The 24,661-nt window shown below is 66.8% G+C and carries 26 protein-coding genes; 13 read left to right on the forward strand and 13 right to left on the reverse strand.

Going from position 1 to position 24,661, the window contains the following annotated elements; genetic code table 11:
* Window positions 1-524: 524 nt before the first annotated feature.
* From CA237_RS17285 to CA237_RS17300, 4 genes are all read right to left on the reverse strand, one after another.
* Complete coding sequence (locus tag CA237_RS17285; protein WP_066692217.1) at window positions 525-1,691, reverse strand: hypothetical protein; 1,167 nt, start codon at window positions 1,689-1,691, stop codon at window positions 525-527.
* 61 nt (window positions 1,692-1,752) lie between these two features.
* Entirely contained in the window at window positions 1,753-2,451 is a 699-nt protein-coding gene (locus CA237_RS17290) for a sulfite exporter TauE/SafE family protein (RefSeq protein WP_066692796.1), read from the reverse strand.
* Window positions 2,452-2,502: 51 nt separating this feature from the next.
* On the reverse strand, window positions 2,503-2,886 hold the full coding sequence (locus CA237_RS17295; RefSeq protein ID WP_066692219.1) for a hypothetical protein: 384 nt from the start codon (window positions 2,884-2,886) through the stop codon (window positions 2,503-2,505).
* Complete coding sequence (locus tag CA237_RS17300) at window positions 2,883-3,407, reverse strand: sterol desaturase family protein (RefSeq protein ID WP_066692798.1); 525 nt, start codon at window positions 3,405-3,407, stop codon at window positions 2,883-2,885. The genes CA237_RS17295 and CA237_RS17300 overlap by 4 nt, the downstream gene beginning before the upstream one ends.
* Window positions 3,408-3,430: 23 nt before the next feature.
* Here CA237_RS17300 and CA237_RS19775 point away from each other — a divergent pair, with 23 nt between their 5' ends.
* The 4 genes from CA237_RS19775 to CA237_RS17315 all read left to right on the forward strand — a co-directional run bounded on the left by CA237_RS19775 (window position 3,431) and on the right by CA237_RS17315 (window position 6,785).
* Window positions 3,431-3,586: a hypothetical protein gene (locus tag CA237_RS19775; RefSeq protein ID WP_164523916.1), complete on the forward strand. Its 156-nt coding sequence runs from the start codon at window positions 3,431-3,433 to the stop codon at window positions 3,584-3,586.
* A 120-nt stretch (window positions 3,587-3,706) separates the two neighbouring features.
* Window positions 3,707-4,906, forward strand: coding sequence for an ADP-forming succinate--CoA ligase subunit beta (gene sucC / locus CA237_RS17305; protein WP_066692220.1), 1,200 nt, complete (start codon window positions 3,707-3,709; stop codon window positions 4,904-4,906).
* 203 nt (window positions 4,907-5,109) lie between these two features.
* Window positions 5,110-5,859, forward strand: a complete 750-nt coding sequence (locus CA237_RS17310) for an electron transfer flavoprotein subunit beta/FixA family protein (RefSeq protein ID WP_126014989.1) — start codon at window positions 5,110-5,112, stop codon at window positions 5,857-5,859.
* Entirely contained in the window at window positions 5,856-6,785 is a 930-nt protein-coding gene (locus tag CA237_RS17315) for an FAD-binding protein (protein ID WP_066692224.1), read from the forward strand. The genes CA237_RS17310 and CA237_RS17315 overlap by 4 nt, the downstream gene beginning before the upstream one ends.
* Before the next feature lie 167 nt (window positions 6,786-6,952).
* Here the strand turns inward: CA237_RS17315 and CA237_RS17320 are convergent, their stop codons facing one another.
* Window positions 6,953-7,480, reverse strand: a complete 528-nt coding sequence (locus CA237_RS17320; RefSeq protein ID WP_126014991.1) for a hypothetical protein — start codon at window positions 7,478-7,480, stop codon at window positions 6,953-6,955.
* Between the two features lie 80 nt (window positions 7,481-7,560).
* Here CA237_RS17320 and CA237_RS17325 point away from each other — a divergent pair, with 80 nt between their 5' ends.
* Entirely contained in the window at window positions 7,561-8,793 is a 1,233-nt protein-coding gene (locus CA237_RS17325; protein ID WP_066692229.1) for a dipeptidase, read from the forward strand.
* Here CA237_RS17325 and nhaA read toward each other — a convergent pair.
* The 4 genes from nhaA to mnmA form a co-directional block, all read right to left on the reverse strand.
* Entirely contained in the window at window positions 8,780-9,970 is a 1,191-nt protein-coding gene (gene nhaA, locus CA237_RS17330) for a Na+/H+ antiporter NhaA (protein WP_066692232.1), read from the reverse strand. The two genes, CA237_RS17325 and nhaA, sit on opposite strands and share 14 nt — an antisense overlap.
* 156 nt (window positions 9,971-10,126) lie before the next feature.
* A complete protein-coding gene (gene dapD, locus CA237_RS17335; protein ID WP_066692234.1) occupies window positions 10,127-10,945 on the reverse strand; it encodes a 2,3,4,5-tetrahydropyridine-2,6-dicarboxylate N-succinyltransferase in 819 nt (272 codons plus the stop codon).
* Window positions 10,942-11,604, reverse strand: coding sequence for a pyrimidine 5'-nucleotidase (locus CA237_RS17340; protein WP_066692236.1), 663 nt, complete (start codon window positions 11,602-11,604; stop codon window positions 10,942-10,944). Before CA237_RS17340 ends, dapD begins: the two co-directional genes overlap by 4 nt.
* A gap of 185 nt (window positions 11,605-11,789) precedes the next feature.
* The gene (mnmA, locus tag CA237_RS17345; protein WP_066692238.1) at window positions 11,790-12,884 is read right to left on the reverse strand and encodes a tRNA 2-thiouridine(34) synthase MnmA; all 1,095 of its coding nucleotides are present in this window, start codon (window positions 12,882-12,884) and stop codon (window positions 11,790-11,792) included.
* Between the two features lie 113 nt (window positions 12,885-12,997).
* On the opposite strand from mnmA, the gene CA237_RS17350 reads away from it, so the two are divergent.
* The 3 genes from CA237_RS17350 (at window position 12,998) to CA237_RS17360 (ending at window position 14,028) form a co-directional block, all read left to right on the forward strand.
* Entirely contained in the window at window positions 12,998-13,267 is a 270-nt protein-coding gene (locus CA237_RS17350; protein WP_198158589.1) for a hypothetical protein, read from the forward strand.
* A 98-nt stretch (window positions 13,268-13,365) separates the two neighbouring features.
* Entirely contained in the window at window positions 13,366-13,668 is a 303-nt protein-coding gene (locus CA237_RS17355) for a DUF1153 domain-containing protein (protein ID WP_066692240.1), read from the forward strand.
* Between the two features lie 108 nt (window positions 13,669-13,776).
* On the forward strand, window positions 13,777-14,028 hold the full coding sequence (locus CA237_RS17360; protein WP_066692242.1) for a GlsB/YeaQ/YmgE family stress response membrane protein: 252 nt from the start codon (window positions 13,777-13,779) through the stop codon (window positions 14,026-14,028).
* Window positions 14,029-14,089: 61 nt separating this feature from the next.
* Here the strand turns inward: CA237_RS17360 and CA237_RS17365 are convergent, their stop codons facing one another.
* Both CA237_RS17365 and msrA read right to left on the reverse strand, forming a co-directional pair.
* Complete coding sequence (locus CA237_RS17365; RefSeq protein ID WP_126014992.1) at window positions 14,090-16,075, reverse strand: GAF domain-containing protein; 1,986 nt, start codon at window positions 16,073-16,075, stop codon at window positions 14,090-14,092.
* 109 nt (window positions 16,076-16,184) lie between these two features.
* Entirely contained in the window at window positions 16,185-16,727 is a 543-nt protein-coding gene (gene msrA / locus CA237_RS17370; RefSeq protein ID WP_066692247.1) for a peptide-methionine (S)-S-oxide reductase MsrA, read from the reverse strand.
* 64 nt (window positions 16,728-16,791) lie between these two features.
* On the opposite strand from msrA, the gene galE reads away from it, so the two are divergent.
* On the forward strand, window positions 16,792-17,787 hold the full coding sequence (galE, locus tag CA237_RS17375) for a UDP-glucose 4-epimerase GalE (RefSeq protein WP_066692249.1): 996 nt from the start codon (window positions 16,792-16,794) through the stop codon (window positions 17,785-17,787).
* 111 nt (window positions 17,788-17,898) lie between these two features.
* On the opposite strand, the gene ligD is transcribed toward galE, so the two are convergent.
* Together ligD and CA237_RS17385 are read right to left on the reverse strand one after the other, a co-directional pair.
* Entirely contained in the window at window positions 17,899-20,301 is a 2,403-nt protein-coding gene (gene ligD / locus CA237_RS17380; RefSeq protein WP_066692250.1) for a DNA ligase D, read from the reverse strand.
* Between the two features lies 1 nt (window position 20,302).
* Window positions 20,303-21,175, reverse strand: coding sequence for a Ku protein (locus CA237_RS17385; protein ID WP_066692799.1), 873 nt, complete (start codon window positions 21,173-21,175; stop codon window positions 20,303-20,305).
* 117 nt (window positions 21,176-21,292) lie between these two features.
* On the opposite strand from CA237_RS17385, the gene pdxH reads away from it, so the two are divergent.
* The 4 genes from pdxH to CA237_RS17405 all read left to right on the forward strand — a co-directional run bounded on the left by pdxH (window position 21,293) and on the right by CA237_RS17405 (window position 24,659).
* Window positions 21,293-21,868: a pyridoxamine 5'-phosphate oxidase gene (gene pdxH / locus CA237_RS17390; RefSeq protein WP_066692252.1), complete on the forward strand. Its 576-nt coding sequence runs from the start codon at window positions 21,293-21,295 to the stop codon at window positions 21,866-21,868.
* The gene (locus CA237_RS17395; RefSeq protein WP_066692255.1) at window positions 21,865-22,821 is read left to right on the forward strand and encodes a cation diffusion facilitator family transporter; all 957 of its coding nucleotides are present in this window, start codon (window positions 21,865-21,867) and stop codon (window positions 22,819-22,821) included. Before pdxH ends, CA237_RS17395 begins: the two co-directional genes overlap by 4 nt.
* On the forward strand, window positions 22,821-23,606 hold the full coding sequence (locus CA237_RS17400) for a PhzF family phenazine biosynthesis protein (RefSeq protein ID WP_066692258.1): 786 nt from the start codon (window positions 22,821-22,823) through the stop codon (window positions 23,604-23,606). The genes CA237_RS17395 and CA237_RS17400 overlap by 1 nt, the downstream gene beginning before the upstream one ends.
* Before the next feature lie 66 nt (window positions 23,607-23,672).
* Window positions 23,673-24,659: an LLM class flavin-dependent oxidoreductase gene (locus tag CA237_RS17405; RefSeq protein ID WP_066692261.1), complete on the forward strand. Its 987-nt coding sequence runs from the start codon at window positions 23,673-23,675 to the stop codon at window positions 24,657-24,659.
* Window positions 24,660-24,661: the final 2 nt, after the last annotated feature.

Genomic DNA, 24,661 nt, shown 5'->3' on the forward strand with positions numbered 1-24,661 from the left:
CTCTTGGGAAAGAACGGCCGCAGCCGCTCAATCTGCTCATCCGTCAGCCAAAACAGGTCACTCATTCCGGTCTCCTCGCGGAGCCTGAATCAGATCGCGACGCTCACATCAATGGGTCCTGACCCTAGGAATAGCCGACCTGCAGCGGGATCTGCAGCGAAATGTAAACACCAACCAGTTGCAGCATCCACGGCAGGCCACGAAAACCGTGCCCAAAAGCAACGCCGCAGGCAGCAGCCAACCCAACCGCCACGCATCCCCATAGCCAAAGCGTCCCCGGCGGGGCCGGGAACGTGCTACGCAAAAATCGGGAGACGAATATTCCACCTACACCTACCGCCAAGGCAAGAATGTCAGAGAGTGCTTAGCGGGATTTCTTAGCGGGCAAGTCCATCAAAAATTATCCTCGCCTAAAGTGCGTGGGAGCGTTGAGATTGACCCCGCAAGATTCGTCAGGCTGATAACGAAAAGGCGCCGGGACAACGCTCTGGACACGCATGCCGAATACGATGGCACAGCCCCCCCTACTCCTTCGCGGCCATCGGTACGTCCACCACCTTCAGCTGATACCGCCCGGGCGGCAGTAGCAGCGCGATATCCTCGCCCGGCCGGATCGCCACCCGGTCCATCGGCACCGACGCCTCGCTCTCCCCGACCGGCCGCGCCTCGACGATCCGCCAGCCTTTGGCCGGGCGCAACGCGGTTGGGATCGACACCACCCGGTCGCCTGCCGCCACCCGCCATGCCGGACGCCCGCGCACGAACTTCGCCGTCGGATGATCTACGACCACGTCGAACGTACCGGGCCGCTGCTCGGCGGGCAGCACGGCAAGCCGCTCCCGGCTACCGCCGCCCCGGCAGGTCGTCTGCGACACGGTCAGTGGGTCGATACCCGTGATCGCCTTCAGTCGCGTCGCCATCCATCGTTGGCCGTCGGCACGCGGCACTTCGGTTGCATGCGAATAACCGACATGGATCAGCAGCTTGGCCTTGGGATGCGCGGCGATGTAGGCGGCGAGCTGCTCCGCCTGTGCCGTTTCGCGCCGGGCGATGCCCTCATCCAGGGACAGGGTCGCTGCCGTCTCGCTGAACCGCTCTTCATAGGGCAACAGGCGATACCCCAGCGCCTTTGCCTCCCGCCCCAGTCGTCCGAAACCGGCTTCATAGAGGTAATAGCCGTCGGTATCTTCGAAATACAGCTGATCCGGTCGCTTGAGATAGGGCGGCAGGAATTTGTCCGGCGTTCCCAGCGCCGGGATCGACAATGTCTCCATTGCCAGTACGTCATAGCCGAGCGGACGCAGCGCACGCGCAACCCGCGCCGTAAAGCCGCGATGCTCGGATCGCTCATGGCTTTCATTGACGATCACGATCGAGGTTTTGCGGGCACGTTCGATGATCGTCCCGATCGCATCCCCCGCCCCTGCGATCGGCGAACACGCCGTCGGCTTGTAATCGCTGCTGGTGCGGGCGATCAGGTCCTCGCGGCCGAACAGGCTGAGCGTCTGCCCCGCCATTGCTCCGGCCAGGGGTTGTGCGGGATCGACGTCCGCGAGTGACCGTACCTTGTAATCGTCTTTCGCTATTGGCGCTGCGATCGGTGTCGGCGGCGGGATCAGCGTCACCTGTCCGGCACATGCCGAAACAAACAGGCAAATGACGGGTGCGAGCGGACGACGGTGAACGGCCATGGCATAGCCTAGGGTGCCGAAACGACACAGGCCATCGTCTTTTCGCGGCATGCCTGCCCGGCTAAACCACCCCGTCCCACACCAGCTTCACCCCCACCACGATCATCAGCACATAGATCAGCGTGTAGAACCGCTTCGCCGACACCCGCTGCACCAGCCACACCCCGCCGAACGTCGTCGCGATCGCCACCGGCAGCAGCGCGGCCGATGTCAGCAGGTTCGCGCGCGTGAACTGGCCAAGGCCGATATAGGCCGGCACCTTCAGCCAGTTGACCGCGCAGAAATACAGCGCGGTCGTCCCCACCAGCACGTCGCGCGGAAGTTGGCGCGGCAGTACCCAGAGCTGGAACGGCGGCTGTCCGGCATGGGCGATCTGACTGGTGATGCCCGATGCGACGCCGAACAAGGTGCCGACCCAGCCCGGCGAACGGCTGGCGACCGGCATGCCATGGCGCTCGGTCCACAATCGCCAGCCACCGAACAGGATCGAGATCAGCCCGACCGTCGCCAGTACCGCCGAAGGTGACACCAACGCCGCAAAGCCATAGCCGAGGGCGATGCCGATCACCGCGCCCGGCAGCATCCATGCCAGCACCCGCCCGTCGAAGGTCCGCCGGAACGCCCATACCCCCACCACGTCCTGCACGATCAGGATCGGCAACAGGATCGCGGCGGCGCGGACCGGATCGATCGCCAGTGCCAGCAGCGGCATCGACAGCGCGCCCATGCCGGCGAACCCGCCCTTGGCCAGCCCCTGCATCGCCACCGCGATGACGGCGACGACATAGAAGAACGGGTCGACGATCACCGGCTAATCGCGCCGCTCGGACAGCACCTGTGCGATACGGAACAGCGCCAGCACCCCGACCGCCAGCACCGCGACCAGCGCCAGCACGGCATAGGTCAGCACCGCCAGCCAGTCGGCGACCTTGCGCGTCGCGGCGGCCTGCGCGGCGACGGCGATGCTCTGCGGCGTCTCGACGCGCGGCGCGCCGGTGGTGAAGGGCGCGGGCGGCGGCACTGGCGCGCCGGTGCGCGGATCGACCTGCCGGGTGGCGTCGCTGTCAACTTCGGCGCCCGATCGTGTCGGTCCGCCATTGGTCGACATCGTCGCCACCGCGCCGACCATCGCCAGCGTGGCGAAGATCGCGAGCAGCCACGACAGCGCCCGCGCCTGCCATCCGCCGGCGGTCATGGATGCTCGACGCGGTCGCGGGTCGTCGCGGTCGCCGCGCGCACCCCGGCATTGCCGCGCCGCTTCAGTTCGGCCTTCAGCTCCTCGGGCCTGGGCGCCCACAGGAAGCCGAAGCTGACCGTGCCGTCCTTCGTCTCGACCGCATGGTGCAGCCGGTGCGCGGAAATGATCCGCTTCATATAGCTGGATTTCGGCAGATAGCGGTGCTGCAACCGGCGATGGACGATGATGTCGTGGAAGCCGAAATAGATCGCGCCATAGGCGGCGATGCCCGCGCCGATCCAGATCGTCCCCGGCCACCACCCCCATTGCACCCCGCCCAGCAGCAGCACGATCGACGGCACCGCAAAGATCGCGGCGTACAGGTCGTTCCACTCCCAGTTGCCATGGCGCGGGCGGTGGTGGCTGGCGTGCAGGAACCAGCCCGGCCCGTGCATCAGCCAGCGATGCGCGACATAGGCGAAGCCTTCCATGAAGATCACGGTGGCGAGGAAGATAAGGATGCCGATTGCCCAGTGCATCGCGGGCATATAGCGGCTCGGCCATGACATTGCGACGCCTTACCGCCCTGTTGGTCCTCGCCGGCCTCACGGGCTGCGCAGTGCCCGAGGCGCGGTTGCGCAGCGGCCTGCAATCCGCCGGCCTGTCGCGCTCTCTGTCGGCGGGCATGGCGGCGCTCTGCGCGACCGCTCTCTCGTAAAGCATCTGCGACGCAATCGCATTAAGGTCGATTTGGGCTGGATTCGACCTCCCGCATGTGCTTTAGCGCGGCAACTTTGCCAACTATCAGGCACCCACCCGAGAGGCGGAAGGCGAATCCATGAACATTCACGAATATCAGGCCAAGGAACTGCTCGCGAAGTTCGGCGTGCCCGTCCCCGCCGGCTTCTCGGCGATGAGCGTCGAGGAAGCGGTCGAAGCATCCTCGAAGTTGCCCGGACCGCTCTATGTCGTGAAGGCACAGATCCATGCCGGCGGCCGCGGCAAGGGCAAGTTCAAGGAACTGGGTCCGGATGCCAAGGGCGGCGTCCGCCTCGCCAAGACCGCCGACGAAGTCCGCGCCCACGCCACCGACATGCTCGGCAACACGCTGGTCACCATCCAGACCGGTGACGCCGGCAAGCAGGTCAACCGCCTGTACGTGACCGACGGCGTCGACATCGCGAAGGAATTCTACCTCGCGCTGCTCGTCAACCGCGCGACCGGCCGCGTCTCGATGGTCGCCTCGACCGAAGGCGGCATGGATATCGAAACCGTGGCGCATGACACGCCCGAAAAGATCCACTCGATCGACATCGACACCGCGACCGGCTTCATGCCGCACCACGGCCGCGCCGTCGCCGCCGCGCTCGAACTGACCGGCGACCTCGCCAAGCAGGCCGCCAGCGTCGCATCGAAGCTGTACGACGCGTTCCTCGGCACCGATGCCGAGCAGATCGAGATCAACCCGCTTGCCGTCACCGACGACAACAAGCTGGTCGTGCTCGACGCCAAGGTCGGCTTCGACGGCAACGCCATGTTCCGTCACAAGGACCTGATGGAACTGCGCGACACCACCGAAGAAGACGCGATGGAGCTGGAGGCGTCGAAGTACGACCTGGCCTACATCAAGCTCGACGGCGATATCGGATGCATGGTCAACGGCGCCGGCCTCGCCATGGCGACGATGGACATCATCAAGCTGAACGGCATGTTCCCGGCCAACTTCCTCGACGTCGGCGGCGGCGCGAACAAGGAGAAGGTCACCGCGGCGTTCAAGATCATTCTCGCCGATCCGGCGGTGAAGGGCATTCTCGTCAACATTTTCGGCGGGATCATGAAGTGCGACATCATCGCGGAAGGCATCGTTGCCGCCGCGAAGGAAGTGAACCTGTCGGTGCCGCTGGTCGTCCGCCTCGAAGGCACGAACGTGCAGGCCGGCAAGGACATCCTCGCCAATTCGGGCCTCGCGATCGTCCCCGCCAACGACCTGGGCGATGCCGCCAAGAAGATCGTCGCGGAAGTGCAGAAGGCGGCCTGATCGCCCTTTGCCTGCGACGGACAAGGGGTCCGGACGGAAACGTCCGGGCCCTTTTTCGTTGGGGTGGCAGGGCGATTCGCGCTAGGGTCGCCACCTGCCGCTACGGCGTCGCTGCGTTTCCATACCGGACTTGCGAAACCCACGCAAAACCGCCAGAGAAACGCGCGATGCCACCGCGTAAAACGTTTTGAGAGGGAGTGCTCATGAAGGTGCTGGTGCCGGTCAAGCGTGTGCTTGATTACAATGTGAAGCCCCGCGTGAAGGCGGACGGGTCGGGTGTCGACCTGGCCAACGTCAAGATGAGCATGAACCCGTTCGACGAGATCGCGGTCGAGGAAGCGATCCGCCTGAAGGAAAAGGGCGTAGCGACCGAGATCGTCGTCGTCTCGATCGGCGAACAGAAATCGCAGGACACGCTGCGCACTGCGCTGGCGATGGGCGCCGACCGCGCGATCCTGATCACCAGCGAGACCAAGGTCGAGCCGCTGGGTGTCGCCAAGCTGCTGAAGGCGGTGATCGACGAGGAAGCGCCGCAACTGGTGATCCTCGGCAAGCAGGCGATCGACGACGACAACAACCAGACCGGACAGATGCTGGCGGCGCTGACCGGCTATCCGCAGGGCACCTTCGCCAGCAAGGTCGAGGTGTCGGGCGAGACCGTCAACGTCACCCGCGAAGTCGATGGCGGGCTGGAGACGGTCGCGCTCAACCTGCCGGCGATCGTCACCACCGACTTGCGCCTCAACGAACCGCGCTACGCCTCGCTGCCCAACATCATGAAGGCGAAGTCGAAGCCGCTCGCCGCCAAGACCGCCGCCGATTACGGCGTCGACGTCACCCCGCGCCTGACGACGGTCAAGGTCGAGGAGCCGTCGAAGCGGCAGGCCGGGGTAAAGGTCGCCGATGTCGACGAACTGGTCGGTAAGCTCAAGACGCTGGGAGTGGTCGCATGAAGACGCTGGTTTGGGTCGAACATGACGGGCAGTCGGTCAAGGACGCAACCTATGCCACCGTCACCGCCGCTGCGAAGCTGGGCGAGGTCGAACTGCTCGTCGCGGGTCAGGGCGTCGATGGCGTGGCACAGGCCGCCGCGCAGATTGTGGGCGTCACCAAGGTGCTGGTCGCCGACGATGCCGCCTATGCCCATAACCTCGCCGAAAACGTCGCGCCGCTGGTCGTCGAGTTGATGGGCAGCCATGACGCCTTCCTGGCGCCGGCCACCACCACCGGCAAGAACATCGCGCCGCGCGTCGCCGCGCTGCTCGACGTGATGCAGATCAGCGAGATCCTCTCGGTCGAGGGGCCGGACAGCTTCACCCGCCCGATCTATGCCGGCAACGCGATCGCGACGGTCAAGACCAGCGATCCCAAGCTGGTGCTGACGGTGCGCGGCACCGCGTTCGACAAGGCGGCAGCGACCGGTGGATCGGCCACGGTCGAAGCGGTCGCCTCGACCGGCGACAAGGGCGTGTCGAGCTTCGTCGGCGCCGAGATCGCCGCATCGGAACGCCCCGAGCTGACCAGCGCCAAGATCATCGTGTCGGGGGGTCGTGCGCTCGGATCGGAAGAGCAGTTCCACGCGCTGATCGATCCGCTCGCCGACAAGCTGAACGCCGCCGTCGGCGCTTCGCGTGCGGCCGTCGATGCCGGCTATGCGCCGAACGACTATCAGGTCGGTCAGACCGGCAAGATCGTCGCGCCGGAAGTCTATATCGCGGTCGGCATTTCCGGCGCGATCCAGCATCTGGCGGGCATGAAGGACAGCAAGGTCATCGTCGCGATCAACAAGGACGAGGACGCGCCGATCTTCCAGGTTGCCGATGTCGGGCTGGTGGGTGACCTGTTCAACGTGGTGCCGGAGCTAACCGCCAAGCTTTGAGCGAAGCAGCGCAAGCTGCTGACCGGTGCGCAAGGGGCAATGCCCCAAGCGCACAAGGCGGCGACGGCCGGCGTCGCCATAGCGACGACCGACGACGCGGGATTCACTCCCGCGTCACCCCCGGAGGCGAAGATCCTCCCCGGCACGGGGAGGATCTTCGAGCCCCCCTACTTCGCCGCTACGGCCGCTACCGGCAACGGCACCGCCGGATCGAGCGGGATCGCCACGCGCTTCGCCCGCTCCTTCTTCGACGGGCCGCCCTTGATCCCGCGCACGATGTCGCCGACCAGCTTGCCGACATCCTTGTATTCGTCCGGTTCCTCACAGCAGCTGCCCGGGTCGATCAACTTGCCGATCGCGCGAATGGCAAAGGTGCCGCCACCGAAAATATCGACGCCGGTGGTGCAGCCCTGCGACAGGGTGGCACATGGGCTGTCGGCCGCCAGCTCCGCACCCCGCCCATCGGCATAAGGATTGGATGCGAGCGGACGGTCGGGGGGCGCGCGTTCCGATGGCAGCGGCAGACGCGGCTCGCGCACGCCCTCCCCGCAAACCAGGATTTCGTCGTCCTGCGAATTGCGCCGCTGCGACGCGCAGGGATCGACCAGGATCGAGATTCGCTCGGGCGGGCCTGGCAGCGGGACGGCGGGCGTCGCGGCCTGTCCCAGCAGCAACAGCATGGCGTACATCGGCACGTCTCCCATATCCCCGGCGCATGGCCGATGCCATGCGTAGCACTTGTCCGGCCTACGCGCGACGGATTAGCGTGGGATCCATGATCCTGCCGCTCCTGCTCCTCGCCGCCGCACAGGCCCCCGCCCCTTCCGCACAGGACCGCGCACGGGCCGAACGGGTGCTGGAACGCGCGCCGATCATCGACGGGCATAACGACTTGCCGTGGGGCATTCGCGAACATCATCACGCGGCGGTCGAATCGGTCGACCTGACCAGCGATACGAGCAAGATCGATCCGCCGCTGCAGACCGACCTCGCCCGCCTGAAGCGTGGACATGTCGGCGGGCAATTCTGGTCGGTCTGGATCCCGGCAACGACGACAGGTCCGCAGGCGGTCGAGACGACGATCGAGCAGATCGACATCGTCCGCCGGATGATCGGCGCCAATCCGACCCGGATGGCGCTGGCTCGCGATGCGGCGGACATGGCGCGCATCGCCAGGAGCGGCCGCGTCGCCTCGCTGATCGGCGTGGAGGGCGGGCACCAGATCGACGGGCGGCTGTCGGTGCTGCGGCAATATTACAATCTCGGCGTGCGCTACATGACGCTGACGCATACCAAGAGCGTCGGCTGGGCCGATGCGTCGACCGATACGCCGCAGGCCAACGGCCTGACCCCGTTCGGTCGGCAGGTGGTGCACGAGATGAACCGGCTGGGGATGCTGATCGACGTCGCACACGTGTCCGATGCGACGATGGCGGCGGCGCTGGCCGAATCGAAGGCACCGGTGATCGCGTCGCACTCCAACGCCCGCGCGCTCGCCGACCGGCCACGCAACATTCCCGACGATCTGCTGCGGGCGATCGGCGCGAAGGGCGGGGTGGTGATGGTCAATGCCTATCCCGCCTTCCTGTCGGCGGAGTGGAACGCATGGGACAATCGCCGCGGCGCCTTTGCCAAGGCACAGGGGCTGCCGGGCAACCTGTATGGTGCGCAGGCACCGGCAGCGGTAAAGGCTTGGGAAGCCGCCAACCCCGCTCCGCGCGTGACGGCGGCAACGATGGCCGACCATGTCGAACATATCGCGAAGGGCGCCGGTCGCGCGTCGGTCGGCATCGGCGGCGACTATGACGGTATTTCCGGCACTGGTCCCGAAGGCATGGGCGGGGTCGACGGCTATCCGCTGCTGTTCGCCGAACTGGCGCGGCGCGGGTGGAGCGATGCCGACCTCGCGGCGCTGGCGCAAGGCAACGTGTTGCGCGTGCTGGGTCAGGCCGAAGCGGTGGCGAAGGCGATGGCCGGGCAGCGCCCGGTCGACGCTACCTACCCCTGACCGGCGCGAGGCGGAGGAGCGTCGCGCCGAGCAGCGCGGACAGCAGCGACCCGGCCAATACCCCGATCTTCACCTGATCGATGGCCGCCGCGTCATCGGCAAAGGCCAGCCCGCCGATGAACAGGCTCATGGTGAAGCCGATCCCGGCCAGCGCGGCGACGCCCCAGAGCTGCATCCAGTTCGCATCGCCCGGCCGGCACGACAGCCCGCTGCGCACCGCCAGCCAAATCGCGCCCAGCACACCGACCTGCTTGCCAACGAACAGCCCGACCGCGACCGCCAGCGGCAGCGGCGCCCACAGGATCGACAGCGGCACGCCGGTCACCGCGACCCCGGCATTGACGAAGCCGAACAGCGGCACCACGCCGAACGCGACCCAGGGATGGATGGCATGTTCCAGCCGGTGCAGCGGCGAATCGATCGCCTCCGGTGCGCCCGGCGTCGGCTTGACCGGGATCGTCATCGCCGCCAGCACCCCGGCAACCGTCGCGTGGATGCCCGACAGGAACACGAAGTACCACAAGGGTACGGCCAGCAGCAGATAAGGTGCCAGACGCATCACCCCCGCCCGGTTGAGCGCGACCAGCATCGCCAGCACCAGCACCGCACCGCCCAGCGCCGTCAGGTCGAGATCGCTGGTATAGCCGAGCGCGATGATCGCCACCGCCCCCATATCGTCGACGATGGCGAGCGTCGTCAGGAACAGCTTCAGCGCCGCCGGTACCCGCTTGCCCAGCAACGCCATGACGCCCACAGCAAAGGCGATGTCCGTTGCTGCCGGGATCGCCCAACCCTGCGCGAGACCCGGCGTCGACCGCGCGACCAGCAGGTACAACATCGCCGGGACGCCCATGCCGGCGATCGCCGCAATCACCGGCAGGCGGCGTTGCTCCCACGTGGCGAGCCGCCCGTCGACCAGCTCGCGCTTGATCTCTAAACCGACCAGCAGAAAGAACAACGCCATCGCCGCGTCGTTGACCCACAAATGCAGCGTCATCGGCCCATGCCGGTCGCTCAACACCGGCCCGGTCACGATATGCAGCGCGTGGAAATAGGCGGTGTCGATGCCGGGCAGATTGGCAAGCAGCAGTGCCAGCGCCGAGGCGAGCATCAGGACGATACCGCCCGACGCTTCGCCATGGAGAAAGCTGCGGATCATGGAACGGGGGCGGGTCATGGTGTCGGCCTACCAGTTCCTCTCCAGTACGGGGAGGGGGACCACGCCCAGAGGGCGGGGTGGAGGGGGGGTACTCACAAAACGCAACGGTGGTGGACGAGGACACCCCCCTCCACCAGCTTCGCTGGTCCCCCTCCCCGTGCCGAGGAGGATATATTAGTCGCGCAGCAGGTCGTTGATGCTGGTCTTCGAGCGGGTCTGGGCATCGACCCGCTTGACGATTACCGCGCAGTACAGCGCCGGCTTGCCGTCGCCGCCACCGATCGATCCGGGCACGACCACCGCATAAGGCGGCACTTCGCCCCGGAACACTTCGCCGGTCGCCCGGTCGATGATCTTGGTGGACGCGCCGAGATAGACGCCCATCGACAGCACGGCACCCTCACCGACGCGGACACCCTCCGCCACCTCGGCCCGCGCGCCGATGAAGGCGCCGTCGCCGATGATGACCGGATCGGCCTGCAGCGGCTCCAGCACACCGCCGATGCCCGCACCGCCCGACAGGTGGACGTTCTTGCCGATCTGCGCGCAGCTGCCCACGGTCGCCCAGGTGTCGACCATCGTGCCTTCGCCGACATAGGCGCCGATATTGACGAAGCTCGGCATCAGGATCGCGCCCTTGCCGATGAAGGCGCCGCGCCGCACGATGCTGCCCGGCACCGCACGGAACCCGGCGTCGCGGAAGCGATGCTCGCCCCATCCGGTGAACTTGCCCGGCACCTTGTCGAACCAGTTGGTGCCGCCCGGGCCGTCCATGATCTGGTTGTCGTTCAGGCGGAACGACAGCAGCACCGCCTTTTTCAGCCACTGGTTAACCTGCCAGCCGTCCCCGACCGGTTCGGCCACCCGCGCCTCACCCGAATCGAGCAGCGCCAGCGCAGCGTCGACGGCGACGCGGACCTCGCCCTGGGTATGGACGGTCAGTTCGGCACGGTTTTCCCAGGCGGCGTCGATCTGGGCGGCAAGGTCGGTCATGATTCCTCCACGAAGCGTAGCCACGCGACGATGTCGTGCGTGATGTAATCGATATGGTCGCGTGCCGTCCCCGGCCCCTGTTCGGACCCGTTGTCGACCCACACGGTGGTCATTCCCGCCGCCTTGGCCGGTACGAGATTGCGGGCCATGTCCTCAGCGAACAAGGCGGTCGTCGGGTCGATCTCCCATGCCGCGCACAGCCCTTCATAGGCGCTGACATGCGGCTTGGGATGATAGGCGGTGGCATGGATATCGTGGATGCCGGCGAAACTGTCCGACAGGCCGAGCTTCGCCAGGACGCGGCCGGCATAGGCCGCGTCGCCATTGGTGAAGACCAGCTTGCGTCCCGGCAGCGCTGCCAACAGGCGCGGCAGGTCGGGATCGGGCACCAGCGGCGACAGGTCGATATCGTGGACGAAATCGAGGAAATGGTGCGGATCTACCGCCTGTTCGGCCATCAGCCCCGACAGCGAGGTGCCGTGATTGTGGAAATGCAGCTTCTGTACCCGACGGGCTTCTTCCGCATCGCAGCCGAGCAGGTCGCAGATATAGTGCCCCATGCGCGCCTCGATCTCGGCGAACAGATTGGACGACGCCGGATAGAGCGTATTGTCCAGATCGAAGATCCAGTCGCGGACATGGGCTAGCGCGGGCAGCATCGGGTCGGGGCTGTAAGGGGACGAAGCGCAAGCGGCAAGCCGATCCTCCCCATATCATGGGGAGGGGGACCATGCGCAGCATGGTGGAGGGGGTAGGCCGCGCAAGGCAACCTCGCCGCATGCCGCCAGCCCCCTCCACCACCGCTTCGCGGCGGTCCCCCTCCCCGCAAAGCGGGGAGGATCCTTCAGGCCGCCTCGGTCCCTTCGATCCAGCCGCCGCCCAGCACGCGGTCACCGGCATAGAGCACCGCCGCCTGTCCCGGCGCGACGCCATATTCGGGCGCGTCGAACACCAGCCGTTCGCCCGCCAGCCGCGCCGGCACCGGCTTGGCCATCGATCGTACCTTGGCGGTCAGCGGTCCGGCATGGTCGCCGCCGATCCAGTTGATGTCGGAGAGCCGCGCCGCGCCGACCGCCAGCGCGCTGCGCGGGCCGACGACCAGCCGCTTCGTCGCGGGTTCGAGGCGTACGACATAGAGCGGTTCGGCCAGCCCGCCGATCTCGAGGCCGCGCCGCTGCCCGACGGTATAGCCGACCAGTCCGCCATGGCGGCCCAGCACCCGCCCTTCCAGATCGACGATCTCGCCACCGTCCTTCGCCTCGGGCCGCAATTTGCGCACCAGCCCGGCATAATCGCCATCGGGGACGAAGCAGATGTCCTGGCTGTCGGGCTTTCCGGCGACGCCCAGCCCCAGTTCGGCGGCGATCTCGCGCACCCTTGCCTTGGGCATCGCGCCCAGCGGGAAACGCAGGAAGTCGAGCTGGGCCTGCGTCGTCGCGAACAGGAAATAGCTCTGGTCGCGCGCCGTATCGATCGCACGGTGCAATTCGGCCCCGGCCGGCCCCATCACCCGCCGGATATAATGGCCGGTCGCAAGGCAATCGGCACCCAGGTCGCGGGCCAGCGCGAACAGGTCGGTGAATTTCGGCCCCATATTGCACTTCACGCAAGGGATCGGCGTGCGCCCGGCCAGATAGGCATCGGCGAAATCGTCGATCACCGTCTCGCGAAAGCTGCTTTCATGGTCGAAGACATAATGGGCGATGCCGAGCCTGTCGCACACCACACGCGCATCGCGAATGTCGCGCCCGGCGCAGCATGATCCGGCACGTCCTACCGCCGCGCCATGATCGTAGAGCTGCAGCGTGACGCCGATCGTCTCCGCCCCGGTCGCATGGGCGAGTGCGGCGACCACCGAACTGTCCACGCCGCCCGACATCGCCACGACGATGCGGCGCGCCGAAACGGGCGCATCCAGTTGAAATTCACCAAGGTCCATGGCCCGCCAGATAGGCGCTTCGCGCGTCGGTTGCAAAAATGCGGTGCCATTTACCGGACCTTCAACGTTGTCGAGGTAACACCATCCCCTAAGTCCTGTTGCTGGAAGAACATTTGGATCTGAGTTTCGCCCGTTTCGACCGTGGTTCCACGGTCACCACCCTGCCGACGGAGCTGGCCGTGTTGCTGGCGGCTGCGACCGGGCGGCAGGCGGCGACGCCGACGGCGCGACTGCAGACCCGACTGGCATGGAACCGCGCGCCGGTGTCCCTGCTCAATCCGGCGGACGGGGCGTTCAACGGGTGGACTGCCGCCCTGCTGAGGGCATGTGTCGTACCGGAACACCGGCCCGTCGCGAAGGGATGGCACGATGCGAACGGATGAAGACGATGTTTACCTAGCCGTTTTAGCCGATGTTCAACCGCGTTCGCGTATGACCGCGCAAGAAGGTTTGAGGGGGCGACCCCGGCTCGAGGTCCAGTATGATTGAGAACCACAAAATCCGTCCGGCAAAAGTGATCGGTCCGCTCGGCGAACCGCTGACGATCGATTCGCTGCCGCCGCCCGATACGACCCGCTGGGTCGTGCGACGCAAGGCGGAAGTGGTCGCAGCGGTCAATGGCGGCCTGCTGAGCGTCGACGACGTGTGCCAGCGCTACAACCTGTCGGCGGAGGAATTCGCCAGCTGGCAGCGCGCGGTCGACCGGTCGGGGATGCCGGGCCTGCGCGTGACGCGGATCCAGCACTACAAGTCCCTGTATGAGCGGCAGCAGCGCAAATATTGAGCCTATCAGTTAAAACGGAGGCGGAACAAGCCGGACGTTTGTGAGTCTTTCCCTCAGTACTCCCGGTACGAAATTGCCGGGTTGCAGGCAGCAATGGAGGGACGTCACATGGGTATCATCATCTGGCTGGTTGTTGGTGGCATCGTCGGCTGGCTCGCCAGCATCATCATGCGGACCGATGCGCAGCAGGGCATCATCCTGAACGTCGTCGTCGGCATCGTCGGTGCCGTGATCGCCGGTTTCGTGACCGGTGCGAACATCAACAACGGCATCACCGTGATGAGCTTCCTGTATTCGCTGGTCGGCGCGATCGTGCTGCTGGCAATCGTGAACCTCGTGCGTCGCGGTTCGGTGCGCTAAGCACCTGCCGTAACGGTACAGGATACGGGCCGTCCCTGTCGGGGCGGCCCGTTTTCGTTGGTCAGCCGCCGACCAGATCGGCAAGATTGGCGCGCATCGACACGCGGACGCCCGCCGGATCGTAACAGATTTCACTGTCCCCCGTTCCCGCCAGGCCCAGCCGCAACAGCTTCGACCCGAACCCCCGGCGGGCCGGTTGCTGCACCGACGGGCCACCGCATTCCCGCCACGTCATGCTCAGCTGATCGTCGGCCACCTGCCAGTCGAGCAGCACCGACCCTTCGACGGTCGACAGCGCGCCATATTTGACCGCGTTGGTGCCCAGTTCGTGCAGCATCAACGCCAGCGCCAGCGCCGCCCGGGCGCCGAGCGCCACGTCGGGACCGGTCAGCGTAATGCGGTCGTCGCAGCCGAACACCGCCATTACCTGTCCGATGGTCGTCGCCATGTCGGCACCAACCCAGTTGCGTTCGACCAGCACGTCATGCGCCACGCCCAGCGCCTGCAACCGGCGTTCGAACGCGTCGAGCGGCGCGCGGTCGACCGACCCGCGCAGCGTCTGCGAGGCGATCGCCTGCACCATCGACAGGGTGTTCTTCAGCCGGTGAGCGAGTTCTTGGATCAGCAGATTCTGCCGCGCTTCCGATTCGACCTGCGCCATGCCGACCTCGACCCGGTCGGCCACCTTGCACAGGAACACGATTTCCTCCCCGGTCCATTGGCGCGGACCGGTCATGCAGACGAGGAATGCGGAAACGATTCGTCCGTCGCGGCGCACCGGTACGATGACGAACGCGCCGATGCCGCGCGCGATCAGCGCATCGGCATGCCCCGCCGTCCGACGATCGTGCTGGACATCCGCGACCACTATCGCGTCGCCCCGTCCGATATCGCCCGCCAGTTCACCGAAGGTGTCGAGCGCCTGTCGCCCCGTTAGCGACGCGCCGCCGGTCACGGTCCAGTCGGGACCGATTTCCACCTGCGTCAGACCGGCGTCGATCCGGCCGAACCCGGCACAGCTGACGTCCAGCGCCTGCCCGATCAGCGCCGACGCCGCCCGCGCGACATCGGCGACATCGTGGCAGTCGCGCAGCAGGTCGCCGAGCTGGATCAGCGCGGACTGGCGGCCATCCGCTGCGCGTTCGGCGGTGATGTCGCGCAGGATCGCGCCGAACCGGTCGCCCTCGATGCGGAAACAATGGCCGCGGAACCAGCGGCGCAGATGGGGGATGTGGTGGACGAAACCGATCGGCACGCCGTCCGACAGCATGCCGTGCAATTCGTCGGCCCAGTGCGCGGGGGCAGCCGGATCGAGCCGCCGTCCGGTCAGTGCCAGCATCCGTTCGCGGTCCACGCCCGACAGCGCGAACCACGCCGGATTGGCGTCGACGAACTGCCAATCGACCACCTGCCCGTCCGGGTCGCGGATCGCCTCGCCCAATGCAAAGCCGTCGCTGATATTTTCGAACAGTCGCTGCCAGCGTTGCTCGTTGCCGCTCAGCGCCGCCTCGGTCTCGGCGATGCGGCGCAGGGTTTCGTCGCGTTCGGCGAGCAGCCGTCGCAGTTCGAGCGTGGTTACCGCCTGCCGCGCGAGCCGCAGCAGCATGTCGCGCTGGGTGTTGCTCAACCCTTGGGGACGGGCGACGACATCGATCACGCACAGCGTCCCGACCGGAACCCCTTCGGCAATGCGCAGCGGCACGCCGGCATAGAAGCGGATATGCGGTTCCCCTGTCACGATCCCGCTGTTGCAGGTACGCGGATCGGTCGAGAGGTCGGGAATGACGAGGATGTCTTCGACATCGAGCGCGTGGGTGCAGATCGCATCGCCCAGCGACGTGCCGCACAGATCGGTGCCGACCGCCGCCACGAACCATTGCTGGTCCGCCGCGAGCAGGGTGACCAGCGCCACCGGCGCTTCGCAGATTTCGGCGGCAAGCCGGGCAAGGTCGTCCTGCCCGCCATCGCCAATCGCCTCGATCAGCCGATAGTCGCGGATCGCGGCGAACCGCCGGTCCGATCCGGTCGTATCGATCGTCGCCCCCATGTCTCGTCGCCCCTGTGGCCGGGATCGGGATAGCAATTTACCCGAAACGACACAAGGGCCGCGCAGTCTTGGCACGGCCCTTGCAAACTTATGATAACCGAGTGGCGGTTCAAGCCGATTCGGCCGCCTTGCTCCGCGCGGCGAAACTCTTGCGCAGCTTTTGCAGCTTGGGCGGGATCACCGCCAGGCAATAGGGATTACGCTGGCCTTCGCCGTCCCAATATTCCTGATGATAATCCTCGGCCGGATACCAGGTGGCGAGCGGTTCGATGGTCGTGACGATCGTGCCACGCCCTTCGCCCGCGCGCTCGATCCCGGCACGCGCCGCCGCTTCCTGTTCCGGCGAATGGGGGAAGATCGCCGAGCGATACTGGGTGCCGACGTCGTTGCCCTGCCGGTTCAGCTGCGTCGGATCATGCGTCGCGAAGAAAATGTCGAGCAGATCGTCGTAACCGATGACGGCCGGGTCATAGGTGATGCGGATAGCCTCGGCATGGCCGGTGTCGCCACCGCACACCTGCTTGTAGGTCGGATGCTCAACCGTGCCGCCGATATAGCCGCTTTCGACCTGCTCCACGCCGATCACGTCGCGAAACACCGCCTCGGTGCACCAGAAACATCCGCCGGCGAAGGTCGCCTGTTCGGTAGCCATTGCGTAATCTCCTTTGGTCGCAGAGATAGGCGCGCATCACGGCGACGCAATCGGGGGTACGGTAATGGGCAAGGTTCTGGTCACGGGCGGTGCGGGCTATATCGGCAGCCATGCGGTGCTGGCGCTGCTCGACGCGGGCCATGAGGTGGTGGTGGTCGACAACCTCGTCACGGGCTTCGACTGGGCGGTCGATCCGCGCGCGACATTGGTCGTGGCCGATATCAGCGACGACGTGGCGGTGCGCGCGGCGATGCGCGACCATGACGTCCATGCCATCCTGCACTTCGCCGGATCGGTGGTGGTGCCGGAGTCGGTCGAGAACCCGCTAAAATATTACCGCAACAACACCGCCGCCTCGCGCAGCCTGATCGAGAGCGCGGTGGGCGAGGGGGTGAAGCACTTCATCTTCTCCTCGACCGCCGCGACCTACGGCATACCCGAAGTCGTGCCCGTGCGCGAGGACAGCCCGAAACAGCCGATCAATCCGTACGGCATGTCGAAGCTGATGACCGAGATCATGCTGGCCGACGTCGCCGCCGCGCATCCGATCAACTATGCGGCACTGCGTTACTTCAACGTAGCGGGCGCCGATCCGCAGGGGCGCAGCGGCCAGTCGACGGCGGGTGCGACCCATCTCATCAAGGTCGCGGTCGAGGCGGCGACCGGCAAGCGCGGCCATGTGGGCGTCTATGGCACCGATTTCGCGACCCCCGACGGGACCGGCGTGCGCGACTATATCCACGTCACCGACTTGGCCGATGCCCATGTCCATGCACTCGACCTGCTGATGGCCGATCCGGCGAAGAGCCACACGATGAACGCGGGCTATGGCCGCGGTTATTCGGTGCTCGAAGTGCTCGACGCGGTCGACCGGGTGACGAACATGACGATCGACCGCCGGCTGGAAGGCCGCCGCGCCGGCGATCCCGACGCGCTGGTCGCCGACAACAGCACGATCCTCGCCACCCTGCCATGGCGGCCGCAGCATGCCGATCTCGACCAGATCGTGCGCGACGCGCTGGCGTGGGAGCGCAAGTTGGCGGAGCGGAGCGGCCAATAGCCGAGGCGTGCCCCCGCGCGGGCGGGGGTCCGGAGCCCCGAACGCAACCGGTGCAAGAAGCAACCCTGGATTCCCGCCTGCCCGGGAATACGGTAGTGGCCGGTGGCGCGCTTACCGGTCCGGCAACACCTGATCCGCGACGCCCCAGCCGGTCAGCAGTCGGCTGTCGGCGCGCTTCAGCAGTTCGTCGGCGTCGCGGATCGTCCAGCGGCCTGCGCTGTCGATGTCGTCCAGCTCGCGCCACGCGACCGGGGCCGCCACCGGCGCGCCGGTCCTTGCGCGGGCCGAATAGGGTAGCACGGCGGTACTGCCGCGCTGGTTGCGCAGCCAGTCGATGAAGATGCGTCCTTTCCGCTTCGCCTTCGCCATCGTCGCTACGAAGCGGTCCGGCTCGGCCTGCGCCAGCGCGCGGGAGAAGCGGTCGGCGAAATCCTTGACCGTCGGCCACTCGGCTTGCGGGGTGAGGGGAACGACGACATGGACCCCCTTGCCGCCCGACAGCATCGCGAAGCTCGCCAGCCCCAGATCGCCCAGATGCCGGCTGATATCATGTGCCGCGCGCTTCACATCGGCAAAGTCCAGCCCCTCGTCGGGATCGAGGTCGAACACCATCCGGTCGGGCCGCTCGACATCGCCGACGCCCGATCCCCAGCCATGAAATTCGATCGTCCCCATCTGCACGCAGGACAGCAGCCCGGCGGCATCGCGGACATAGAGATACGGTTCGCGCTTCCCCTCCTTCTCCGCAATATCGATCGCATGGACCGCATCGCCGAAGCTGCCGGCGTCGTGTTTCTGGAAGAAGCACGCCTTGCCCCGCCCCTGCGGACAGCGCACCAGGCTGAGCGGCCGGTCGGCGGCTGCGGGCAGCAGCAACGGCGCGACCCGCTCGACATAGGCTGCCAGATCGCCCTTGGTCAGCCGGTCGCCGGGAAAGATCACCCGCTCGGGATGGCTGATGCGCACCGCCGGCGCGGCATCGGCGGCGACCGGCGTTTCGCGCACCACGTCCTTGGCCGCCTTGTCCCCCCGCAAGGCAATGAAGCTCGCATGGCGCACCAGCCCGTCGGCGGTGAATTCGGCAAAGGCGATCTCCGCCACCAGCTTCGGCGTGACCCAGCGCGCACCCCGGCGTTGCACGGCGGGCAGCTCGACTGGTGGCGTCTTGCGCGCCAGCGGGGCCAGTGCCGCCGCCACCTCCGCCATGTTCGCCGCGTCGAATCCGGTGCCGACCTTGCCGGCATAGCGCAGGCCGCCTTCCTCCTGCACACCCAGCAACAACGACTTGAACGGCCGCCCCTTCGCCTCGCTCGGCAGCCAGCCGAGGATGACGAATTCCTGCCGATGGGTGCATTTGACCTTCAGCCAGCTGCGCGAGCGGGTGCCGCGATAGGGGGCATCGGCGCGCTTCGACACGATCCCCTCGAACCCCTCCGCACACATCGCCGCGAACAGCTTCTCGCCCGACCCGGTGACATGGTCGGAATAGGCGATGCGCGGATCGGCCCCGGCCAGCACCCGCTGCAACCGCTCCTTGCGCCGCACCAGCGCCTCGTCGCGTCGGTCGCCATCGGCATCGCGCAGCAGGTCGAAGGCGAAGCAGCGCATTTCCCCACCGTCCTTGATCGCCGCCTGCAAGGTCGAGAAATCGGGCTTGCCGTCTTTCAGCGCGACCACCTCGCCATCGAGCAACAGGCCCGGCGGCAGGCTTGCCGCCGCCTCGGCAATGCCGGGAAACTTCGCCGTCCAGTCCAGCCCGGTGCGGGTGTAGAGTCTGGGACCGGTGCCACCGGTCGCGATCAGGATGCGATAACCGTCATATTTCACCTCGTGCAGCCATTCGCCGCCCGTCGGCACCGCATCGACCAACGTCGCAAGCTGCGGTTCGACGAACGCCGGGCGCTTCGCTTCGGCCGCCACCTTGCGCGGGGCGGGCTTGCTCTCGGCAATCTCCTCCATCGTCCGCCCGGTGGTCACGCTGGTCAGCATCGTTGCAGTCAGCGTGTCGGTGCCGCCCGCTTCCCCATCGGCGACCTTGCGCAACAGCCAGTTCTCGCGCTTCTCCTTGCCACGGGGCTTGAGCCGGACCAGCAGCCATTCGCCGCGCATCCGCGTGCCCGCCAGCACGAAATGGAGATGCCCCTTCTTCAAATCCGTCGCCGATTTGCCCGCGACCGGCGACCAGGTGCCCTCGTCCCACAACATCACCGTGCCGCCGCCATATTCGCCCGCCGGGATCACCCCTTCGAACCCGGCATAATCGAGCGGATGATCCTCGGTGCGTACCGCCAGCCGCTTCTGATCGGGGTCGAGACTGGGTCCGCGCGTCACCGCCCAGCTTTTGAGCACCCCGTCCACCTCCAGCCGGAAATCATAGTGTAGCCGTGTGGCGTCATGCTTCTGCACGACGAAGCGGTTGCCTTGCCCCTTGGCCAGCGTCCCCGCTGGCTCGGCGGTGCGCGCGAAATCGCGCTTGGCGTTATAGGTGGCCAGCGGATCGGACTTGCGCGCCATGTCAGGCCCGCTTGCGCGTCGTGGCGGCCTTCTTCGCCGGTGCGCGCTTCTTCGGCGTGGTCTTCTTCGCCGGTGCCTTGGCCGCCGGCTTCTCGAGCGATTTCTTGAGCGCCGCCATCAGGTCGACGACATTGCCGCCGCTCGGTCGATCTTCGTTGGGGTCGGTATCGACGATCTTACGCCCCTTCGCCTTGGCCTTGCGCTCGATCAGGTCCTTCAACGCATCGACATAGCGGTCGTGAAACTCCTGCGGGTCGAACGCGGCGGTCTTCTTGGCGATCAGCGTCTCGGCCAGGTCGAGCAGATCGGCATCGGGCCTGGCATCGGGAATGTCGCGGAAATAGGACTGGGCGCGATTGACCTCGTCGGCATAGCGGAGCGTCTCCAGCACCAGCCCGCGCCCGCACGGCTTCAGGCTGACGACATATTCCCGGCCGCGCAGCGCCAGCTGGCCCAGCCCGACCTTCTTCGTGCGCTTCAACGCCTCGCGCAGCACGACGAACGCTTCCTCGGCAAGGTCGTCGGCGGGCACCACGAAATAGGGTTTCTCGTAATAGATCACGTCGATCTCATGCGCGTCGACGAACTGGGTCAGCTCCAGCGTCTTCTTCGACTCCAGCTTGACCGCGTCGATCTCGTCCTGGTCGAGCAGGACATATTCGCCCTTTTCGAGCTGGTATCCCTTCATGATCTCGTCCGGGTCGACCGGGCCGATGCCGGTCACCGATTTCTCGTAATGGATCGGCTTGCCGCTGGGTTCGTGAATCTGGCGAAAGCTGATGCTCGCCCCCGATTTGGTGGCGCTGTAGATTTCGACCGGGATCGATACGAGGGCGAGGCGAATCTGCCCCTGCCAATATGCGCGTGCCGTCATGCCGGTTGTCCCGAAATCGTTGCTCAACCGATTCAATTCGCAGGGGAAAGAGTCGTTCCGCGGCGCTGCCCATCGGGCCGGGGTGAAATCGCCTGCGAAAGGGCGTATGGGCGGGCCATGACCGATCCCTTTGCCCTGTTCGACGAGTGGTTCGCCGAGGCGCAGACCAGCGAGCCGAACGACCCCAATGCCATGGCGCTCGCCACCGCCGATGCCGCGGGGAGGCCGTCGGTGCGGATGGTGCTGCTGAAAGGGCATGGCCGCGACGGATTCGTGTTCTATACCAATCGCGAAGGGCGCAAGGCCGGCGATCTGGCCGCCAATCCCAACGCGGCGCTGCTGTTCCACTGGAAGTCGCTGCGCCGGCAGATCCGGATCGAGGGGCCGGTGACGCTCGCCTCCGACGCCGAATCCGACGCCTATTTCGCCTCGCGCGGGCGCGATTCGCAGCTGGGGGCATGGGCCTCCGAACAGTCGCGCCCCCTCGACAGCCGCGACACGTTCGAAGCACGCTTCGCCGAGGTACAGGCGCGATTCGACGGGCAGGACGTGCCGCGCCCGCCCTTCTGGGGCGGATACCGGGTTACCCCGCGGACGATCGAGTTCTGGCAGGACCGCGCGCACCGGCTGCACGAACGCCGGGTCTTTACCGCGACCGACGACGGCTGGAGCCAAGGACTGTTGTTCCCGTGACCGAGACCGAACGCAAGCGGGTGATCCCACTCGCCACCCGCGCCGCCATCGCGTCGGTGACGATGGCGCTGTTCCTGCTGGGGCTGAAGGGCTTTGCCGCATGGCATACCGGGTCGGTGGCGATGCTCGGCAGCCTTGCCGATACCGCGCTCGACCTGCTCGCCAGCCTCGTGACCCTGTACGGCGTGCGCCTCGCCGCGACGCCCGCCGATCACGACCATCGCTTCGGCCATGGCAAGGCGGAGGCGCTGGCCGCGCTGTTCCAGGTCATGCTCATCACCGCATCGGCGGCGGGTATCGCGTGGCGCGCCATCGCCGCGTTCGGCGCGCCGGGCGAGACGCAGGACGTGGAGTTCGGCATCGGCGTGTCGGTGATCGCGATGATCGCCACCTTCGCACTGCTGGCGTATCAGAAGTCGATCATCAACCGCACCGGATCGGTCGCGATCCGTGCCGACAATGTCCATTATCAGAGCGACCTGCTGCTCAACCTCGCGGTCATCGTCGCGATGGTGCTCGACCAGATTTTCGGGATTCGCGGCGCCGATCCGGTGATGGGCATCCTGATCGCGCTATGGCTGGGCTGGGGCGCGTTCCAGGCGTCGAGCCAGGCGATCGACCAGCTGATGGACAAGGAATGGCCGGAGGAGGAGCGCCGCGCCTTCCTCGACGTCGCCGCCCGGCAGGAGGGGCTGCGCGGCATCCACGACTTCCGCACCCGCCGGTCGGGCAGCCACGATTTCGCGCAGTTCCACATGGAGGTCGCCCGGGACATGACCGTCGCCGATGCGCATGACGTGGTCGAAGGGGTCGAACGCGCGCTGCGCCAGGCATTCCCCAAGGTCGAGGTGCTGATCCATCTTGACCCCGAAGGCCATGTCGACACCGACAATCCGCTGGTCGAGGCGGACGTGACGCCGCACTGGTTCGGCAAGCGCGTGGGAAGCTATTGATGGCGATGCCCTTCACCGTGGTCGACGCCTTTGCCGACAGGCCCTTCGCGGGCAATCCGGCGGCGGTGATGCCGCTCGACGCATGGCCCGACGATGCGCTGCTCCAGTCGATCGCGCTGGAGCATAACCTGTCCGAAACCGCCTTCGTCGTGCCGGCAAGCGACGGCGAGGCGGAGTACGAACTGCGCTGGTTCACGCCGACCGTCGAGATCGCGATGTGCGGCCATGCCACGCTCGCCAGCGGCCATGTGCTGATGGGGACGCGCGACGCGGTGCGGTTCGCGACACGCAAGGCGGGGGTGCTGATCGTTCGGCGGGAGGGCGATGGCTATACGCTCGACCTGCCGGTGACGCGGGTTGCGCCTGCCCCCGATGTGGCGTTGCTGGCGGCGCTGGGCGTCGAGGGCGAGGTGTTCGCGAGCGTGTCGGGCGCGCAGGAAACCAGCATCATCCTGGTGAAGGATGCGGCGACGGTGCACGCCTGCACGCCCGACATGGCGGCGCTGTCGGCCTGTCACGTCATGGCGATCGTCACTGCGCCGGGCGATATCGCCGATGTCGTCAGCCGCGTCTTCGTGCCCGCCTGGGGCGTGGACGAAGACCCGGTGACCGGATCGGCGCATGCCGCGCTCACCCCGTTCTGGGCAGAGCGTCTGGGCCGCGACCGCTTCACCGCGTTTCAGGCGAGCGCACGCGGCGGGCATCTGACCTGCACGCTGGACGGGGATCGCGCGGTGCTGGGCGGACAGTGCGTGACGGTGATGCGCGGCGAGCTGCTGCTGTAAGCCCGGCTTGGGCGCGGCCAATGTGGGATTGGTGGCAATTCGCAACCTGCTCCCCATCTCTCTCGAATGACCCGCTATTCGATGCTCGACCTCGTCCCCGTCCGTCAGGGGGGCACCCCAGGCGAAGCGCTCGCCGCCGCCGCCGACCTTGCCGCCCATGCCGAGGCGGAGGGATTTCACCGCTACTGGGTGGCCGAACATCACGGCATGCCGGGAATTGCCAGCGCGGCGACGGCGGTGGTGATCGGCCATGTCGCCGCCGCGACGAAGGCGATCCGCGTCGGTGCGGGTGGCATCATGCTGCCCAACCATGCGCCGCTGACCATCGCCGAACAGTTCGGGACGCTCGACGCGCTCTATCCGGGGCGGATCGACCTGGGGCTGGGCCGTGCGCCGGGATCGGACCAGATGGTTGCGCGGGCGCTGCGCCGCACGCTGGACAGCGACCCCAACGCCTTCCCGCAGGACGTCGTCGAATTGCAGAGCTATTTCGCGGACGACGGCCGCACCGGCATCCGCGCGGTGCCGGGCGCCGGTGCCAACATCGACCTGTGGATATTAGGGTCGTCGCTGTTCGGCGCGCAACTCGCGGCCATGCTCGGCCTCCCCTACGCCTTTGCCTCGCACTTCGCCCCCGCCGCGCTCGACCAGGCGCTGGAGGCGTATCGGCGTAACTTTCGTCCCTCTTCGGTGCTCGACAAACCCTATGCCGCCGCCGCGTTCAACGTGCTGGCAGCGGATACCGACGAAGAGGCCCGGCTGCTCGCCAGCTCGACCGAACAGATGTTCGTCGCGATCCGTACCGGCCAGCCGATCGAACTGCCCCCGCCCGTCGCGAACTACCGCTCGCAGATCGGGGCGCAGGGCAATGCGATCCTCGACCATGTGCTTGAATGCTCGGCGATCGGCGGACCGGACACGGTGCGGGCGGGACTGGCGAAGTTCATCGAGCGGACGCAGGTGGACGAGGTAATCGTGACCGGCGCGATGTTCGATCCGGCGGCGCGCAAGCGGAGTGCGTCGATCGCGGCGGCAGCGATGCGGGGGTTGTAGGC

It is taken from the genome of Sphingomonas sp. ABOLH (genome assembly GCF_003951715.1).
Taxonomy (GTDB): domain Bacteria; phylum Pseudomonadota; class Alphaproteobacteria; order Sphingomonadales; family Sphingomonadaceae; genus Sphingomonas; species Sphingomonas hankookensis_A.